Genomic DNA, 15,749 nt, shown 5'->3' with positions numbered 1-15,749 from the left:
CTCGCTATGACAAACGCGCCAGCCACTACCAAGCCATGGTCACCCTCGCCTGCCTCCGACTCTGGCTGCCATGACTTTCCGGACAGGCCCTAGGACCAGAGCCGCATGGGCGCTCGGACGGGACCCGGCACACTCTCCGCATGAACACGGACACTCAGCCGATCCCGGACGCGACCGTCGACGCCTACCTGCGCCGCATCGGAGCCACGCGTCCGAACCGCCCGGACGCGGCGGCCCTGCGCGACCTGCATCTGCGGCACTTGAGAACGGTCCCCTTCGAGAACCTGTCGATCCACCTCGGCGAGGACATCGTCCTGGAGGAGCAGGCACTGCTCGACAAGGTGGTCGGCGCCCGCAGGGGAGGGTTCTGCTACGAGATCAACGCCGCCTTCGCCGTCCTGCTGCGCGAACTCGGCTTCGCCGTCACCCTCCTTCAGGGGCGCGGCTTCGGCGAGGGAGGCCGGCCGGGCATCCCGTACGACCACATGGCGGTGCTGGTGGAGTCGGAGGGGGAACGGTGGCTCGCGGACGTCGGGTTCGGTGACCACACCCACTTTCCGCTGGCGCTGGACGAGCGGGGCGACCAGACGGACCCGGGCGGGTTGTTCCGCATCGTCGAGACCGAGGACGGCGATCTGGACGTGCTGCGGAACGGCAGACCGCAGTGCCGGCTGGAGACACGGCCGCGCGTGCTCGCGGACTTCACGGCGGCCGCGTGGTACCACCGCACCTCCCCGGACTCGCACTTCACCCGCTCACTCGTCTGCTCCCGGCTCACCGAGGAGGGCCGGATCACCCTCAGCGGCCGGAAGCTCGTCACGCACGTGAACGGCGAGCGCACCGAGCGACTGCTCGACGGCGACGAGGAGGTGAGGGCGGCGTACCGGGACGGGTTCGGCATCGAGCTGACCGACCTGCCCGTGCTCCCGTCCCGGGCGCCACGGGACCAGCAGGGGTAGGCAGAGTCGTCGGTCCTACGGGGCTTCCAGCCAGCCCTCGTACTCCGCCGCGAGCTCGTCCAGCGCCGCGGAGTCCAGCCGGCCCTCCGGGTCCTCCACGACCACCAGCCACTGCGCGTCCTCGGCGTCGTCCTCGCCGGCCAGCGCGTCCCGTACGAGCTGAGGCTCCTCGGCGAGGCCGAAGCGGGCGGGAAGTTCTTCGGCGACCTCCTCGGCGGCGTCGCGGTCGGGCAGTACCAGTACGTGTCGTTCGCTCACCCCGCCATTCTCGGGCATGGGCCTGGCTGTCAGTGGCCCGTGGGATGCTGGTCGGGATGGCCACCAGGAAGAATTCGACCGACGACCTCCTCGCCCCCGTGACGCTCGCCGTGGGCCAGGAGGACCTGCTCCTCGACCGCGCCGTCCAGGAGGTGGTGGCGGCCGCGCGGGCCGCCGACTCCGACACGGACGTACGGGACCTCACCTCCGATCAGCTCCAGCCGGGGACGCTGGCGGAGCTGACGAGCCCGTCGCTCTTCGCCGAGCGCAAGGTGCTGGTCGTGCGGAACGCGCAGGACCTGTCCGCGGACACGATCAAGGACATCAAGGCGTACCTCGACGCGCCCATCGAGGAGATCACGCTGGTGCTGCTCCACGCGGGCGGCGCCAAGGGCAAGGGGCTCCTGGACGCGGCGCGGAAGGCGGGCGCGCGGGAGGTGGCCTGCCCGAAGACGACGAAGCCGGCGGAGCGGCTGACGTTCGTACGGCAGGAGTTCCGGGCGCTGGGACGGTCGGCGACGCCCGAGGCGTGCCAGGCGCTGGTCGACTCGATCGGCAGTGACCTACGGGAGCTGGCGTCGGCGGTGTCGCAGCTGACGGCGGACGTCGAGGGGACGATCGACGAGGCGATCGTCGGGCGGTACTACACGGGGCGGGCGGAGGCGTCGTCGTTCAACGTCGCGGACCGCGCGGTGGAGGGGCGGGCGGCGGAGGCGCTGGAGGCGCTGCGCTGGTCCCTCTCGACCGGCGTCCCGGCGGTCCTGATCACCAGCGCGCTGGCGCAGGGTGTCCGGGCGATCGGCAAGCTGTCGGCGGCGCGGGGTGGTCGGCCGGCGGATCTCGCTCGGGAGCTCGGCATGCCGCCGTGGAAGATCGACCGCGTGCGGCAGCAGATGCGGGGCTGGACGCCGGACGGGGTCTCGCTGGCGCTACGGGCGGTGGCGGAGGCGGACGCGGGCGTGAAGGGTGGCGGGGACGACCCGGAGTATGCGCTGGAGAAGGCGGTCGTCGCGGTGGCGAGGGCGGCGCGGCTTCGCCGGTAGGGAGCGGGGCGGGGGGCGGTATGGGGCGGGTGCCGGTGCGTCGAGCCGGGGCGGGTTGATTCCCCCACCCCGCCCCTTCCCGAAACCCTGCCGGGGGCCGGTGGGGGGAATTTGCCCGGGGCTGCGCCCCGTCCCCGCCGGGAGGCAGCGGCTTCGCGCCGCGCGGATACGGCCCGGTCTCTGTGAGGCGCGGCGGCTTCGCGCCGCCTGGGTACGGCCCGGCTCCCGCCGGGAAGCGGCAGCTTCGTGCCGCTGGGCCTGCCCCTGCCCCTACTGGGAAGCGGTGGCTTCGTGCCGCGGGTCTGTCCCGGCTCCTGCCAGGAAGCGGCGGCTCTGCGCCGCCGAGCTGTCCCGGCCCTGCTGGGGGCAGTGGTACTGGCCGGGCCCGTGGAAGGTTCGTGCCGCGTGGCGGTGGGCACGGCCGTCGCGGGGTGTTGGGGACGGCGAAGGCCCCGGGCCTCCTGGGGAAGGAGGGCTCGGGGCCTTCGGCGTACGGATGGTGGGCTCGTACACGCGTGGCGAACGCGTATCGCGTACGAGTCCGGGGTGCCGGTTGGGAGCGGGGTAGAGGGCCCGCTGGGTCCCGTCCGGCGTTACATCAGAGGGGCTCAGCCCTGCAGAGCGGCAACCTTGGTGGCCAGCGCCGACTTCTTGTTGGCGGCGGCGTTCTTGTGGATGACGCCCTTCGAGACAGCCTTGTCGAGCGCGCGGGAGGCGGCGCGAGAAGCCACGACGGCCTTCTCGACGTCACCCGCGGCGACGGCCTCGCGGGCCTTGCGGATCGCGGTCTTGAGCGAGGACTTGACGGCCTTGTTGCGCAGGCGCGCCTTCTCGTTCGTCTTGTTCCGCTTGATCTGGGACTTGATGTTCGCCACGAAAAGAGCCTTTTCAGGTTCGGTGTTGTTTCTGAGGTGTGCCTCTTCGCTGAGAGGGCGTACGAGACACAGCTGTCCACGATATCAGGGCCCGTAACCTCCGCCCAAACCGAGCGGAGCCGCTCACTCGTGGGACCATGGAGCCTACGTATCGATCCGACCATCGCCCCGAGACGAGACCCTGCGTGCCCGCGACTCCTACCCACGTGCCTGAGCCGAGCCGTACCGACCCGGCGTTGATCCGCAATTTCTGCATCATCGCGCACATCGACCACGGCAAGTCCACCCTCGCCGACCGGATGCTCCAGCTGACCGGGGTGGTCGACCAGCGGCAGATGCGCGCCCAGTACCTCGACCGGATGGACATCGAGCGCGAGCGCGGCATCACGATCAAGTCCCAGGCGGTCCGTCTTCCCTGGTCGCCCACCGAGGGCGCGGGCCAGGGGAAGACCCACATCCTCAACATGATCGACACCCCCGGGCACGTCGACTTCACCTATGAGGTCTCGCGGTCCCTGGCGGCCTGCGAGGGCACGATCCTCCTCGTCGACGCGGCCCAGGGCATCGAGGCGCAGACCCTCGCGAACCTGTACCTCGCGATGGAGAACGACCTCACGATCGTTCCCGTGCTGAACAAGATCGACCTGCCGGCCGCGCAGCCGGAGAAGTTCTCCGAGGAGCTCGCCAACCTCATCGGCTGCCAGCCGGAGGACGTGCTCAAGGTCTCCGCCAAGACCGGTCTCGGCGTCGAGGCGCTGCTCGACCGGGTCGTGGCGAACGTGCCGGCCCCCGTCGGTGTCGCCGACGCCCCCGCCCGCGCGATGATCTTCGACTCCGTCTACGACTCCTACCGCGGTGTCGTCACGTACGTCCGAGTCGTCGACGGCCAGCTCAACAAGCGCGAGCGCATCAAGATGATGTCGACCGGCGCCACCCACGAGCTGCTCGAGATCGGTGTCTCGTCCCCGGAGATGACGTCGTCCGACGGTCTCGGCGTCGGCGAGGTCGGCTACCTCATCACCGGTGTGAAGGACGTCCGCCAGTCCAAGGTCGGTGACACGATCACCTCCCTGAGCAAGGGCGCCACCGAGGCGCTCGGCGGCTACAAGGACCCCAAGCCGATGGTGTTCTCGGGCCTCTACCCGCTGGACGGCTCGGAGTACCCGGACCTCCGCGAGGCGCTCGACAAGCTGCAGCTCAACGACGCCGCGCTCGTCTACGAGCCGGAGACCTCCGCGGCTCTCGGCTTCGGCTTCCGTGTCGGCTTCCTCGGTCTGCTGCACCTGGACGTGATCCGGGAGCGGCTCGAGCGCGAGTTCGGTCTCGACCTGATCGCCACCGCCCCCAACGTGGTCTACCGCGTGGTCATGGAGGACGGCAGCGAGCACACGGTCACGAACCCGAGCGAGTTCCCCGAGGGCAAGATCAGCGACGTGTTCGAGCCCGTCGTGCGCGCCACGATCCTCGCCCCGAGCGAGTTCATCGGCGCGATCATGGAGCTCTGCCAGACCCGTCGCGGCACCCTCCTCGGCATGGACTACCTCTCCGAGGACCGGGTGGAGATCCGTTACACCCTCCCCCTCGCCGAGATCGTCTTCGACTTCTTCGACCAGCTGAAGTCCAAGACGCGCGGGTACGCCTCCCTGGACTACGAGCCCACCGGCGAGCAGGCGTCCAGCCTGGTCAAGGTCGACATCCTGCTGCACGGCGACAAGGTCGACGCCTTCTCGGCCGTCACCCACAAGGACGCCGCGTACGCGTACGGTGTGCGGCTCGTCGCCAAGCTGCGCGAGCTGATCCCGCGGCAGGCCTTCGAGGTGCCGATCCAGGCCGCGATCGGCTCCCGGGTGATCGCCCGCGAGACCATTCGCGCCATCCGCAAGGACGTCCTCGCCAAGTGCTACGGCGGTGACATCTCCCGTAAGCGGAAGCTGCTCGAGAAGCAGAAGGAAGGCAAGAAGCGGATGAAGATGGTCGGCTCCGTGGAGGTCCCGCAGGAGGCCTTCATCGCCGTCCTGTCGAGCGACGACTCCGCGGGCGGCAAGACCAAGAAGTGATCGTAAGCAATCAGCCAATTAGCTGACAGATACATCGAACGGGCTCACGTGCACACAGTGCGGGGGCCCGTTCGTTATGAAGCGGGTATGAAGAGGCGGCCCGCAGCCTCTTACGCGCCGGACTTCGGCGCCTTACTCTGATCGCGGCTCGTAGGTTACTCGCCAGTTAGTACGCATGGAACGCACCGCCAGAACGCACCGCCGCCGCCCGGAGGACGTCGTGAGCGACACACAGACCCTGATCGAGAACCGGCCGCCTTCCGTGGCGACCCTCTTCCTTGAGCGCGTGGCGCGGACTCCCGACGCGGAGGCCTATCGCTACCCGGTCCCGGCTGCTTCCGGCCAGGGCCCGGACGACTGGAAGTCGCTCAGCTGGGAGCAGGCCGCCGAGCGGGTCTACGCCATCGCGGCCGGTCTGATCGACCTGGGGGTCCAGCCGGAGGAGCGGGTCGCGCTGGCCTCCGCCACCCGGGTGGAGTGGATCCTCGCCGACCTCGGTGTGATGTGCGCGGGCGCCGCCACGACCACCGTCTACCCGCAGACCAACGCCGAGGAGTCGGCGTTCATCCTCTCCGACTCCGAGTCCAAGGTGCTGATCGCGGAGGACGCGGCGCAGGTCGCCAAGGCCGTCGAGCGCCGAGCGGACCTCCCCGGCCTCCACCACGTCGTGGTCATCGACCCGGCCGGCGTCGAGACCGACGACTGGGTCCTGAGCCTCGCCGACCTGGAGGCGCGCGGCAAGGCGTACCTGGAGAGGCACGCCGAGGCCGTCAAGGAGCGGGTCGCCGCGATCACCGCCGACCAGCTCGCCACGCTCATCTACACCTCGGGCACCACCGGCCGCCCCAAGGGCGTCCGCCTTCCGCACGACAACTGGTCGTACATGGCCAAGGCCATCGCCGCGACCGGTCTGGTGACCAAGGACGACGTCCAGTACCTGTGGCTGCCGCTCGCCCACGTCTTCGGCAAGGTGCTGACCTCCGGCCAGATCGAGGTCGGGCACGTCACCGCCGTCGACGGCCGGATCGACAAGATCATCGTGAACCTGCCGGTCGTCCAGCCGACCTACATGGCGGCCGTTCCGCGCATCTTCGAGAAGGTCTACAACGGAGTCGCCGCCAAGGCCCGCGAGGGCGGCGCCGCCAAGTACAAGATCTTCCAGTGGGCGGCCGACGTCGCCCGCGAGTACGCGAAGGTCAGCCAGGACAACTTCCGTCGCACCGGCACGGCCTCGGCCCCCTTCGGCCTCACCGCCAAGCACAAGGTCGCCGACGCGCTGGTCTACAAGAAGCTCCGAGAGGCGTTCGGCGGCCGGCTGCGCGCCGCGGTCTCCGGCTCGGTCGCCCTCGCGCCCGAGATCGGCTTCTTCTTCTCCGGCGCCGGCATCCACATCCTGGAGGGCTACGGCCTCACGGAGACCAGCGCGGCCTCCTTCGTCAACCCGGGCGAGGCCTACCGCACCGGCACCGTCGGCAAGCCGCTCCCCGGCTGCGAGGTCCGCATCGCCGACGACGGCGAGATCCTGCTGCGCGGCCCCGGCGTCATGGAGGGCTACCACGGCCTGCCGGAGAAGACGGCCGAGGTCCTGGAGGCGGACGGCTGGTTCCACACCGGTGACATCGGCGAGCTCTCGGCCGACGGCTACCTGCGGATCACCGACCGCAAGAAGGACCTGTTCAAGACCTCGGGCGGCAAGTACATCGCACCGACCGAGGTCGAGGGCCAGTTCAAGGCCGTCTGCCCGTTCGTCTCCAACATCGTCGTCCTGGGCGCCGACCGGAACTACTGCTCCGCGCTCATCGCCCTCGACGAGCCGTCCATCCTCGGCTGGGCCGCCGAGCACGACCTCGCCGGCAAGTCCTACGCCGAGGTCGTCGCCTCCCCGCAGGTCGAGAAGCTGATCCAGGGGTACGTGGACCGCCTCAACGAGGGTCTCCAGCGCTGGCAGACCATCAAGAAGTTCCGTCTGCTGCCGCGCGACCTCGACGTCGAGCACGGTGAGCTGACGCCGTCGCTGAAGATGAAGCGGCCGGTCGTCGAGCGGACCTACAAGCACCTGATCGAGGAGATGTACGCGGGGGCCCGCGAGGCCTGATCCCGCTGCGTGACCGGGTTCTCACCGGGTCGCGGCGCGGCCGGGTTCCACCGGGTTATCCACAGGTCGGACGGTCACCTCGGGCAGTACGGGACAATGGGCTCATGCCTTCCGTACTGCCCGATGGTGAGCCCATGCCCGAGGACGGGGCGCTGCCCGCGCACGCCCTGGAAGGGGCCGGGGAGCGGCCGCTCGGCTTCTATATGCATGTGCCGTACTGCGCGACGCGGTGCGGCTACTGCGACTTCAACACGTACACCGCGAGCGAGCTGCGCGGTGCCGGTGGCGTGCTCGCCTCCCGGGACAACTACGCCGGGCAGGTCGTGGAGGAGATACGCCTCGCCCGGAAGGTCCTCGGCGACGACCCGCGGCCGGTGCGGACCGTCTTCGTGGGCGGGGGCACGCCGACGCTGCTCGCCGCCGGGGATCTCGTACGGATGCTGGGGGCGATCCGGGACGAGTTCGGGCTCGCGGACGATGCCGAGGTGACGACGGAGGCGAATCCGGAGTCGGTGGATCCGGCGTATCTGGCCGAGCTGCGGGCCGGGGGCTTCAACCGGATCTCGTTCGGCATGCAGAGCGCCCGGCAGCACGTCCTGAAGGTCCTGGACCGCACGCACACGCCCGGGCGGCCCGAGGCGTGCGTCGCGGAGGCGCGGGCGGCGGGCTTCGACCACGTCAACCTGGACCTCATCTACGGCACGCCGGGGGAGTCCGACGACGACTGGCGGGCGTCGCTGGAGGCGGCGATCGGTGCGGGCCCCGACCACGTCAGCGCGTACGCGCTGATCGTGGAGGAGGGGACGCAGCTGGCGCGGCGGATCCGGCGCGGCGAGGTGCCGATGACGGACGACGACGTGCACGCGGACCGGTACCTGATCGCGGACTCCGTCTTCGCGGAGGCCGGCTTCGAGTGGTACGAGGTGTCGAACTGGGCCACCTCGGAGGCCGGGCGATGCCTGCACAACGAGCTGTACTGGCGCGGCGCCGACTGGTGGGGCGCGGGGCCGGGGGCGCACTCCCACGTGGGCGGGGTGCGGTGGTGGAACGTGAAGCATCCGGGGGCGTATGCGGCGGCGCTGACCTCCGGTAGGTCTCCGGGTGCGGGGCGCGAGGTCCTCTCCGAGGAGGACCGGCGGGTGGAGCGGGTGCTTCTGGAGCTCCGGCTCCGGGAGGGTGTCGAGCTGGGGCTGCTCAAGCCGGCGGGGCTCGCCGCGTCCCGCAAGGCCTTGGAGGACGGGCTCCTCGCGGCCGAGCCGTACGGGGAGGGGCGCGCGGTCCTGACCCTGCGGGGTCGGCTGCTGGCCGACGCGGTGGTCAGGGACCTGGTGGACTAGGCCGGGGGGTGGGTGCCGCGCCCGTGCGGGTGGCTTGAGCGGTGCCGCACCCGGGCGAGGGGCCTTGAGGGGTGCCGCACCCGTGCGCGGGGCCTTGAGGGGTGCTTGCCTCGTGCGAGGGGCTTGGACGGTGCCCGTCTCGTGCGAGGGGCCTTGAAGGGTGCCCGCCTCGTGCGAGGGCCTGAAAGGGCACCGCCCCCGTGGGTTGTGCCCACCCGTTCCTCCCCCTAGGACTTCGTCCTGGGGGGACCCCCAGCGGAACGATTGCCCACAACGGTGAGGGGGCGTTCTGCGGCGCGCAGGCTGCCGCCTGCTCCGCAGGGTGGCCGTGGGCACGGCCGGACCGTTCTGCGGCGCGAGGCTGCCGTTCGGCCCGCAGGGTGGCCGTGGGCGCGCCGGACCCGTTCTGCGGTGCGAGGCTGCCGCTCGGCCCGCAGGCGGCCGTGGCACGGCCGGAGCGTTCTGCGGCCCGATGCTGCCGTTCGTCCCGCAGGGCTGCCGTGGGCGCGCCGGACCCGTTCTGCGGCCCGATGCTGCCGTTCGCCCCGCAGGGCGGCCGTGGGCATCGGTCCACGGCACCTCGTCCCCCACCAGCCCCCGGCAGGGTTTCGGGAAGGGGTGGGGTGGGGGATTCGCCCCAGCCCCCGGCTACGGCGCCGTCACGAAGTCGATCAGTTCTTCCACGCGGCCCAGCAGCGCCGGCTCGAGGTCCTTGTACGTGTGGACCTTCGACAGGATGTGCTGCCAGGCCGCTCCCGTGTTCTCCGGCCAGCCCAGGGCGCGGCAGATGCCCGTTTTCCAGTCCTGGCCGTGGGGGACGCTCGGCCACGCCGGGATGCCCACCGAGGACGGCTTCACCGCCTCCCAGACGTCGATGTACGGGTGGCCGACGATCAGGACGTCCGGGGACGAGACCTGCGCCGCGATGCGGGACTCCTTCGAGCCGGGCACCAGGTGGTCGACCAGGATCCCCAGCCGCGCGTCCGCCGCCGGGGCGAAGTCCGCGACGATCGCCGGGAGGTCGTCGATGCCCTCCAGGTACTCCACCACCACGCCCTCGATGCGCAGGTCGTCGCCCCAGACCCGTTCCACCAGCTCGGCGTCGTGGCGGCCCTCCACGTAGATCCGGCCCGCACGCGCCACCCGCGCCCGCGCGCCCGGGACCGCGATCGAGCCGGAGGCCGTGCGGGTGGGGCGGGACGGAGAGACCGAAGGGCGGGTCAGGGTGACCACCCGGCCCTCCAGGAGGAAGCCCCGCGGCTCCATCGGGAACACCCGGTGCTTGCCGAAGCGGTCCTCCAGCGTCACCGTCCCCGCCTCGCAGCGGATCACCGCCCCGCAGAAGCCCGTCGAGACCTCCTCCACCACGAGGTCCACCTCCGCCGGCACCTCCGGCACCGGGGCGGATCGCTTCCAAGGGGGCGTCAGGTCCGGGTTGTAGCTGCGCATTTGCGCGACGTTATGCGACGGAGAAGCGGCGTGCCAGTTCATCCCGTTGACGTCGTACGAACGCCACGTCCACGACCGCTCCGTGCCCCGGTACGTACACCGCCTCCTCCCCGCCCAGACCGACGAGACGGTCCAGCGCGTCCGGCCAGCGCGACGGAATCGCGTCCGGGCCCGCCTGCGGCTCCCCCGACTCCTCCACCAGATCCCCGCAGAAGACCACCTCGGTCGCACCCGGCACCAGCAGCGCGAGATCGTGCGCCGTGTGGCCCGGGCCCACGTTCGCCAGCAGCACCTGCCGGCCGCCCAGGTCCAGCGTCCACTCACCCGACACCGAGTGGTGGGGCGCCACCAGCGCGTCGGCCGCCTCCGCCGCCGCGAACGCGTCCACCCCCTGCCGTACCGCGTCCACCATCAGCGAGCTCGCCTCCCGACGCATCAGCTCGTCGACGCCCACCGCGCCGTACACCTCCGCCCCCGCGAACGCCGCCGTGCCCATCACATGATCGAAGTGCGGGTGGCTCAGTGCGATGTGCGTCACTCTCCTGCCGCCCGTGAGCGCCTGGACCTGGCCCCGCAGCTCGGCCCCCTCACGGATCGTGGAGCCCGTGTCGTACAGCAGAACCGCCTTCTCGCCCAGCACCAGGCCCACCGTGGCGTCCCAGCCGGGCAGCCGCCGCCGCCCCACCCCGTCCGCGAGCCGCTCCCAGCCGAACTCTTCCCAACCGACGTCCATACCGCGACGCTATCCGCAACGACACGGACTCCGACGACGACCTCCGACGACGGACTCCGACGTGACCTCCGACGTGACCTCCGACGCGGCCTCCTTGCCAGGAGCGATGCCCGCCGCCGTACACTGGCCGGGGGATTCCTGGCACTCGAGCAGGGCGAGTGCCAAAAGCGGAGCAAACCGATACGACAGCTGGAGGTGTGCGCGATGCTCAGCGAACGCAGACTCGAGGTGCTACGCGCCATCGTCCAGGACTATGTCGGGACGGAGGAGCCGGTCGGCTCCAAGGCGCTCACGGAGCGCCACAAGCTCGGCGTCTCGCCCGCCACCGTGCGCAACGACATGGCCGTCCTGGAGGACGAGGGCTACATCGCCCAGCCCCACACCAGCGCCGGACGCATCCCGACGGACAAGGGCTACCGGCTCTTCGTCGACAAGCTCGCCGGCGTCAAGCCGCTGTCGACGCCCGAGCGGCGCGCGATCCACAACTTCCTCGACGGCGCGGTCGACCTCGACGACGTCGTCGGCCGCACGGTCCGGCTGCTCGCGCAGCTGACCCGTCAGGTCGCCGTCGTGCAGTACCCGTCGCTGACCCGCTCGACGGTCCGGCACGTGGAGCTGCTCTCGCTCGCCCCCGCCCGGCTGATGCTCGTGCTGATCACGGACACGGGCCGGGTCGAGCAGCGGATGATCGACTGCCCGGCGCCGTTCGGCGAGACCTCGCTCGCGGACCTGCGGGCCCGGCTCAACAGCCGCGTCGTCGGTCGCCGTTTCGCGGACGTGCCGCAGCTGGTGCAGGATCTTCCGGAGTCGTTCGAGGAGACGGAGGACCGCGGCACGGTGTCGACGGTGCTCGCGACCCTGCTCGAAACCCTGGTGGAGGAGCACGAGGAGCGCTTGATGATCGGCGGCACCGCCAATCTCACCCGCTTCGGCCATGACTTCCCCCTCACGATCAGGCCGGTGCTCGAGGCGCTGGAGGAGCAGGTCGTGCTCCTCAAGCTGCTCGGCGAGGCCAAGGACTCGGGCATGACCGTACGGATCGGGCACGAGAACGCCCATGAAGGGCTCACCTCCACGTCCGTCGTCGCGGTCGGCTACGGTTCGGGCGACGAGGCAGTCGCCAAACTCGGCGTGGTCGGACCGACCCGCATGGACTACCCCGGAACGATGGGAGCGGTACGCGCAGTGGCACGTTACGTCGGACAGATCCTGGCGGAGTCGTAAGTGGCCACGGACTACTACGCCGTACTCGGCGTACGCCGCGACGCGTCCCAGGACGAGATCAAGAAGGCATTCCGGCGGCTCGCACGCGAGCTGCACCCGGATGTGAATCCCGATCCGAAGACGCAGGAGCGCTTCAAGGAGATCAACGCCGCCTACGAGGTGTTGTCGGACCCGCAGAAGAAGCAGGTCTACGACCTCGGCGGCGACCCGCTGTCCGCGTCCGGTGGCGGCGGTGGAGCCGGGGGCTTCGGCCAGGGCGGCTTCGGGAACTTCTCGGACATCATGGACGCGTTCTTCGGCACGGCGTCGCAGCGCGGACCGCGCTCGCGCACCCGCCGCGGCCAGGACGCCATGATCCGGCTGGAGATCGACCTCAACGAGGCGGCCTTCGGCACGACCAAGGACATCCAGGTCGACACGGCCGTCGTCTGTACGACGTGTTCGGGTGAGGGTGCCGCGCCGGGGACCTCCGCGCAGACCTGTGACATGTGTCGCGGCCGCGGTGAGGTCTCGCAGGTCACCCGGTCCTTCCTGGGCCAGGTCATGACCTCCCGCCCCTGCCCCCAGTGCCAGGGCTTCGGCACCGTCGTCCCGACCCCGTGCCCCGAGTGCGCGGGCGACGGGCGGGTCCGCTCGCGCCGGACGCTGACCGTGAAGATTCCGGCCGGTGTCGACAACGGCACGCGCATCCAGCTCGCGGGCGAGGGTGAGGTCGGGCCGGGCGGCGGCCCCGCCGGTGACCTGTACGTCGAGATCCACGAGATCCCGCACGAGACCTTCCAGCGCCGGGGCGACGACCTGCACTGCACGGTCACCATCCCGATGACGGCGGGCGCGCTGGGCACGAAGGTGCCGCTGCAGACGCTCGACGGGCTCGAGGAGGTCGACATCCGACCGGGCACGCAGTCCGGCCAGTCGATCCCGCTGCACGGTCGCGGCATCACGCACCTGCGGGGCGGCGGCCGCGGCGACCTGATCGTGCACGTCGAGGTGACGACCCCGTCGAAGCTCGACCCCGAGCAGGAGCGGCTGCTGCGCGAACTGGCGAAGCTGCGGGGCGAGGAGCGGCCGACGGGTCAGTTCCAGCCGGGTCAGCAGGGGCTGTTCTCGCGCCTGAAGGATGCGTTCAACGGTCGGTAGGCACGTGATTGCCGGGGGTCCGGGGGTTGCCCCCGGGTGTGCACAGTCAGCCGGGTCAGCAGGGGCTGTTCTCGCGCCTGAAGGATGCGTTCAACGGTCGGTAGGTACGTGATTGCCGGGGGTCCGGGGGTTGCCCCCGGGTGAGCGCAGTCAGCCGGGGCAGCAGGGCCTGTTCTCGTGTTTGAAGGACGCGTTCAACGGTCGGTAAGGCCGACGTCGTGCCTGGAAGGGCGGCATCCGCGGAGGCGGGTGCCGCCCTTCCGTATGGCACGATGCCTGCATGTCCACCGCGCTGAACGATCTCTCCCGTTACCCGATCGTGCAGGCCCCCATGGCGGGTGGCGCATCCTGTCCGCAACTCGTCGGTGCCGTGTGCGAGGCCGGCGGGCTCGGGTTTCTCGCCGGGGGGTACAAGACCGCCGGCGGTCTTTACCAGGAGATCAAGCAGGTGCGCGGGCTGACCGGGCAGCCCTTCGGCGTCAACCTCTTCATGCCGCAGAGCGGACAGCCCGCGGACCCCGCCGCCGTCGAGGTGTACCGGCACCAGCTCGCCGGTGAGGCCACCTGGTACGAGACGCAGCTCGGCGACGCCGACAGCGGGCGCGACGACGCCTACGACGCCAAGCTCGCGATCCTCCTGGACGACCCGGTCCCCGTCGTCTCCTTCACCTTCGGCTGCCCCGGCCGTGACACGTTCGACGCCTTCGCCCGCGTCGGTACGTACACGATCGTCACCGTCACCTCGCCCGAGGAGGCCCAGGCCGCGCAGTGGGCCGGGGCCGACGCGGTCTGCGTCCAGGGCGTCGAGGCCGGCGGGCACCAGGGAACGCACCGCGACGACCCGGACGCCGCCGTCGCGGGGAACGGGCTCCTCACGCTCGTCACGCAGGTCCGGGAGACCGTACAGCTGCCGATCGTCGCGACCGGCGGGATCATGCGCGGCGCGCAGATAGCCGCCGTCCTCGCCGCCGGGGCCGACGCCGCCCAGCTCGGCACCGCGTTCCTCGTGTGCCCCGAATCGGGCGCGCACGCCCTGCACAAGCAGGCCATGACCAACCCCCTCTTCGTCCGCACCGAGCTCACCCGGGCCTTCTCCGGACGTCCGGCGCGCGGGCTCGTCAACCGCTTCATGCGTGAGCACGGGCCGTACGCCCCCGCCGCCTACCCCGAGATCCACCACCTCACCGCCCCCCTGCGCAAGGCCGCCGCCACCGCCGGCGACGCCCAGGGCATGGCCCTGTGGGCGGGCCAGGGGCACCGGCTGGCCCGCGAACTCCCGGCGGGGCAGCTGGTCGAGGTGCTGGCCGCCGAACTCGACACCGCACTGACCGCGCAGGCCCACAGGAGCGCCTCATGACCGCACCCGTCTTCGTCGTCGAGGCCGTTCCCGGCCCCGGCTCCTTCCTCCTCGACGGCCCCGAGGGCCGTCACGCCGTCTCCGTGAAGCGACTGCGCGCGGGGGAGGAGCTCGTGCTCACGGACGGGCGGGGCACCTGGGCGGAGTGCGCGGTGACCGCGGCCGAGGGCAAGGACCAGCTGACCGTCCAGGTGTCGCGTACGTACGTGGACCCGGAGCCCCTGCCTCGTATCACCGTCGTCCAGGCGCTGCCCAAGGGCGACCGCGGCGAACTCGCCGTCGAGATCATGACGGAGACGGGCGTCGACGCGATCGTGCCGTGGGCCGCGTCCCGTTGCATCACCCAGTGGAAGGGCGACCGCGGTCTGAAGGCACTCGCCAAGTGGCGGGCGACCGCGCGCGAGGCCGGCAAGCAGTCGCGCCGCACCCGCTTCCCCGAGGTCGCCGACGCGATGACGACCAAGCAGGTGGCGGCGCTCCTCGCGGGCGCCGACTTCGCCGCCGTCCTCCACGAGGACCGGGACCACCCCAGCGGCGCGCTCGCCGACGCCGAACTCCCCGTCGAGGGCGAGATCGTGCTGGTCGTCGGGCCCGAAGGAGGCGTCTCGCCCGAGGAGTTGGCGGCCTTCGAGGAGGCAGGAGCGAAGCCGTACCGTCTCGGCCACAGTGTGCTGCGCACTTCCACGGCCGGTACGGCGGCGACGGCGCTGCTGCTCGGCCGCACGGGCCGCTGGAGCTAGGGCCTGTCCGACCCTGATCCGCCGGACAGGCCCTAGGGCCCGTCCGACCCCGATCCGCCGGACAGGTCCTGGGCCGGGTCCTGCACCGCCACCACGCTGTCGAACAGCGGCCAGCCGTCCACCTCCGCCGTCCCGTGCGCGACCGGCAGCAGGCCTCGGGACTCGGCCTCCTCGAGCAACCGGCGGACGACGCCCGGCTCGTGGAGGTTGAGATCCGGGCCCGCCGGGGTGCCCACGGTGCCGGCCGCCCCCGTTCCGTCGGACGCGAGGCGCCCTTCTCCTGTGGGGAACACCAGCCGCAGCTGGGCGTGGCGGGCGTCCGCTCGCCGCAGGGTCAGCAGCTCGCGGCAGTCCGGGTAGTCGGGGCCGAAGGGGGTGCGGCCCGGGGTGTGCGTGTGCCCCACGGACCAGAGCCAGACGGTCTCGCCCACCACGAGCCTGCGCGGCACTCGTTCACGTCTCATGCGGTCACCCTAGGCGGG

The 15,749-nt window shown here is 71.2% G+C and carries 14 protein-coding genes; 9 read left to right on the top strand and 5 right to left on the bottom strand.

What is annotated here, in order from left to right:
• Positions 1-140 precede the first annotated feature (140 nt).
• A complete protein-coding gene (locus tag ACFV9D_RS36540) occupies positions 141-959 on the top strand; it encodes an arylamine N-acetyltransferase (protein WP_385156534.1) in 819 nt (272 codons plus the stop codon).
• A 15-nt stretch (positions 960-974) separates the two neighbouring features.
• On the opposite strand, the gene ACFV9D_RS36535 is transcribed toward ACFV9D_RS36540, so the two are convergent.
• Positions 975-1,235 carry a hypothetical protein gene (locus ACFV9D_RS36535; RefSeq protein WP_385156532.1) on the bottom strand — a complete coding sequence of 87 codons (261 nt, stop codon included), beginning with the start codon at positions 1,233-1,235 and terminating at the stop codon, positions 975-977.
• 38 nt (positions 1,236-1,273) lie between these two features.
• Here ACFV9D_RS36535 and holA point away from each other — a divergent pair, with 38 nt between their 5' ends.
• Entirely contained in the window at positions 1,274-2,260 is a 987-nt protein-coding gene (holA, locus tag ACFV9D_RS36530) for a DNA polymerase III subunit delta (protein WP_385156529.1), read from the top strand.
• Positions 2,261-2,868: 608 nt separating this feature from the next.
• Here holA and rpsT read toward each other — a convergent pair.
• Positions 2,869-3,135, bottom strand: a complete 267-nt coding sequence (gene rpsT / locus ACFV9D_RS36525; RefSeq protein WP_137989361.1) for a 30S ribosomal protein S20 — start codon at positions 3,133-3,135, stop codon at positions 2,869-2,871.
• Positions 3,136-3,320: 185 nt separating this feature from the next.
• On the opposite strand from rpsT, the gene lepA reads away from it, so the two are divergent.
• From lepA to hemW, 3 genes are all read left to right on the top strand, one after another.
• Positions 3,321-5,192: a translation elongation factor 4 gene (gene lepA / locus ACFV9D_RS36520; RefSeq protein ID WP_385156526.1), complete on the top strand. Its 1,872-nt coding sequence runs from the start codon at positions 3,321-3,323 to the stop codon at positions 5,190-5,192.
• Between the two features lie 220 nt (positions 5,193-5,412).
• Positions 5,413-7,287, top strand: coding sequence for an AMP-dependent synthetase/ligase (locus ACFV9D_RS36515; protein WP_385156524.1), 1,875 nt, complete (start codon positions 5,413-5,415; stop codon positions 7,285-7,287).
• 104 nt (positions 7,288-7,391) lie between these two features.
• Positions 7,392-8,624, top strand: coding sequence for a radical SAM family heme chaperone HemW (gene hemW / locus ACFV9D_RS36510; RefSeq protein WP_385156521.1), 1,233 nt, complete (start codon positions 7,392-7,394; stop codon positions 8,622-8,624).
• A 648-nt stretch (positions 8,625-9,272) separates the two neighbouring features.
• On the opposite strand, the gene ACFV9D_RS36505 is transcribed toward hemW, so the two are convergent.
• Positions 9,273-10,073 carry a DUF3097 domain-containing protein gene (locus tag ACFV9D_RS36505; protein WP_385156519.1) on the bottom strand — a complete coding sequence of 267 codons (801 nt, stop codon included), beginning with the start codon at positions 10,071-10,073 and terminating at the stop codon, positions 9,273-9,275.
• A gap of 10 nt (positions 10,074-10,083) precedes the next feature.
• Positions 10,084-10,806 carry an MBL fold metallo-hydrolase gene (locus ACFV9D_RS36500; protein ID WP_385156516.1) on the bottom strand — a complete coding sequence of 241 codons (723 nt, stop codon included), beginning with the start codon at positions 10,804-10,806 and terminating at the stop codon, positions 10,084-10,086.
• Between the two features lie 204 nt (positions 10,807-11,010).
• Between ACFV9D_RS36500 and hrcA the strand changes: the two genes are divergently transcribed.
• The 4 genes from hrcA to ACFV9D_RS36480 all read left to right on the top strand — a co-directional run bounded on the left by hrcA (position 11,011) and on the right by ACFV9D_RS36480 (position 15,267).
• A complete protein-coding gene (gene hrcA, locus ACFV9D_RS36495) occupies positions 11,011-12,030 on the top strand; it encodes a heat-inducible transcriptional repressor HrcA (protein ID WP_329120693.1) in 1,020 nt (339 codons plus the stop codon).
• Positions 12,031-13,170 (top strand): molecular chaperone DnaJ, encoded by a 1,140-nt coding sequence (dnaJ, locus tag ACFV9D_RS36490; protein ID WP_385156513.1) that lies wholly within the window; start codon positions 12,031-12,033, stop codon positions 13,168-13,170.
• 280 nt (positions 13,171-13,450) lie between these two features.
• On the top strand, positions 13,451-14,527 hold the full coding sequence (locus ACFV9D_RS36485) for a nitronate monooxygenase (protein WP_385156510.1): 1,077 nt from the start codon (positions 13,451-13,453) through the stop codon (positions 14,525-14,527).
• Positions 14,524-15,267 carry a 16S rRNA (uracil(1498)-N(3))-methyltransferase gene (locus tag ACFV9D_RS36480; RefSeq protein ID WP_385156507.1) on the top strand — a complete coding sequence of 248 codons (744 nt, stop codon included), beginning with the start codon at positions 14,524-14,526 and terminating at the stop codon, positions 15,265-15,267. Before ACFV9D_RS36485 ends, ACFV9D_RS36480 begins: the two co-directional genes overlap by 4 nt.
• Positions 15,268-15,299: 32 nt before the next feature.
• Here ACFV9D_RS36480 and ACFV9D_RS36475 read toward each other — a convergent pair whose 3' ends face one another.
• A complete protein-coding gene (locus ACFV9D_RS36475) occupies positions 15,300-15,731 on the bottom strand; it encodes a hypothetical protein (protein ID WP_385156504.1) in 432 nt (143 codons plus the stop codon).
• Positions 15,732-15,749 lie beyond the last annotated feature (18 nt).

This window comes from Streptomyces sp. NPDC059875, assembly GCF_042731085.1.
Classification (GTDB): domain Bacteria; phylum Actinomycetota; class Actinomycetes; order Streptomycetales; family Streptomycetaceae; genus Streptomyces.
The sequence above is the reverse complement of the archived record's forward strand: the minus strand, read 5'-3'. Positions and strand labels throughout refer to the sequence as shown.

Excerpts from the sequence above, each read along its gene's own strand:
- ACFV9D_RS36480 (WP_385156507.1), top strand. The coding sequence starts at position 14,524 with ATGACCGCACCCGTCTTCGTCGTCGAGGCCGTTCCCGGCCCCGGCTCC.
- hemW (WP_385156521.1), top strand. The coding sequence starts at position 7,392 with ATGCCTTCCGTACTGCCCGATGGTGAGCCCATGCCCGAGGACGGGGCG.
- hrcA (WP_329120693.1), top strand. The coding sequence starts at position 11,011 with ATGCTCAGCGAACGCAGACTCGAGGTGCTACGCGCCATCGTCCAGGAC.
- ACFV9D_RS36500 (WP_385156516.1), bottom strand. The coding sequence starts at position 10,806 with ATGGACGTCGGTTGGGAAGAGTTCGGCTGGGAGCGGCTCGCGGACGGG.
- ACFV9D_RS36485 (WP_385156510.1), top strand. The coding sequence starts at position 13,451 with ATGTCCACCGCGCTGAACGATCTCTCCCGTTACCCGATCGTGCAGGCC.
- ACFV9D_RS36475 (WP_385156504.1), bottom strand. The coding sequence starts at position 15,731 with ATGAGACGTGAACGAGTGCCGCGCAGGCTCGTGGTGGGCGAGACCGTC.
- ACFV9D_RS36540 (WP_385156534.1), top strand. The coding sequence starts at position 141 with ATGAACACGGACACTCAGCCGATCCCGGACGCGACCGTCGACGCCTAC.
- ACFV9D_RS36505 (WP_385156519.1), bottom strand. The coding sequence starts at position 10,073 with ATGCGCAGCTACAACCCGGACCTGACGCCCCCTTGGAAGCGATCCGCC.
- ACFV9D_RS36535 (WP_385156532.1), bottom strand. The coding sequence starts at position 1,235 with ATGCCCGAGAATGGCGGGGTGAGCGAACGACACGTACTGGTACTGCCC.
- holA (WP_385156529.1), top strand. The coding sequence starts at position 1,274 with ATGGCCACCAGGAAGAATTCGACCGACGACCTCCTCGCCCCCGTGACG.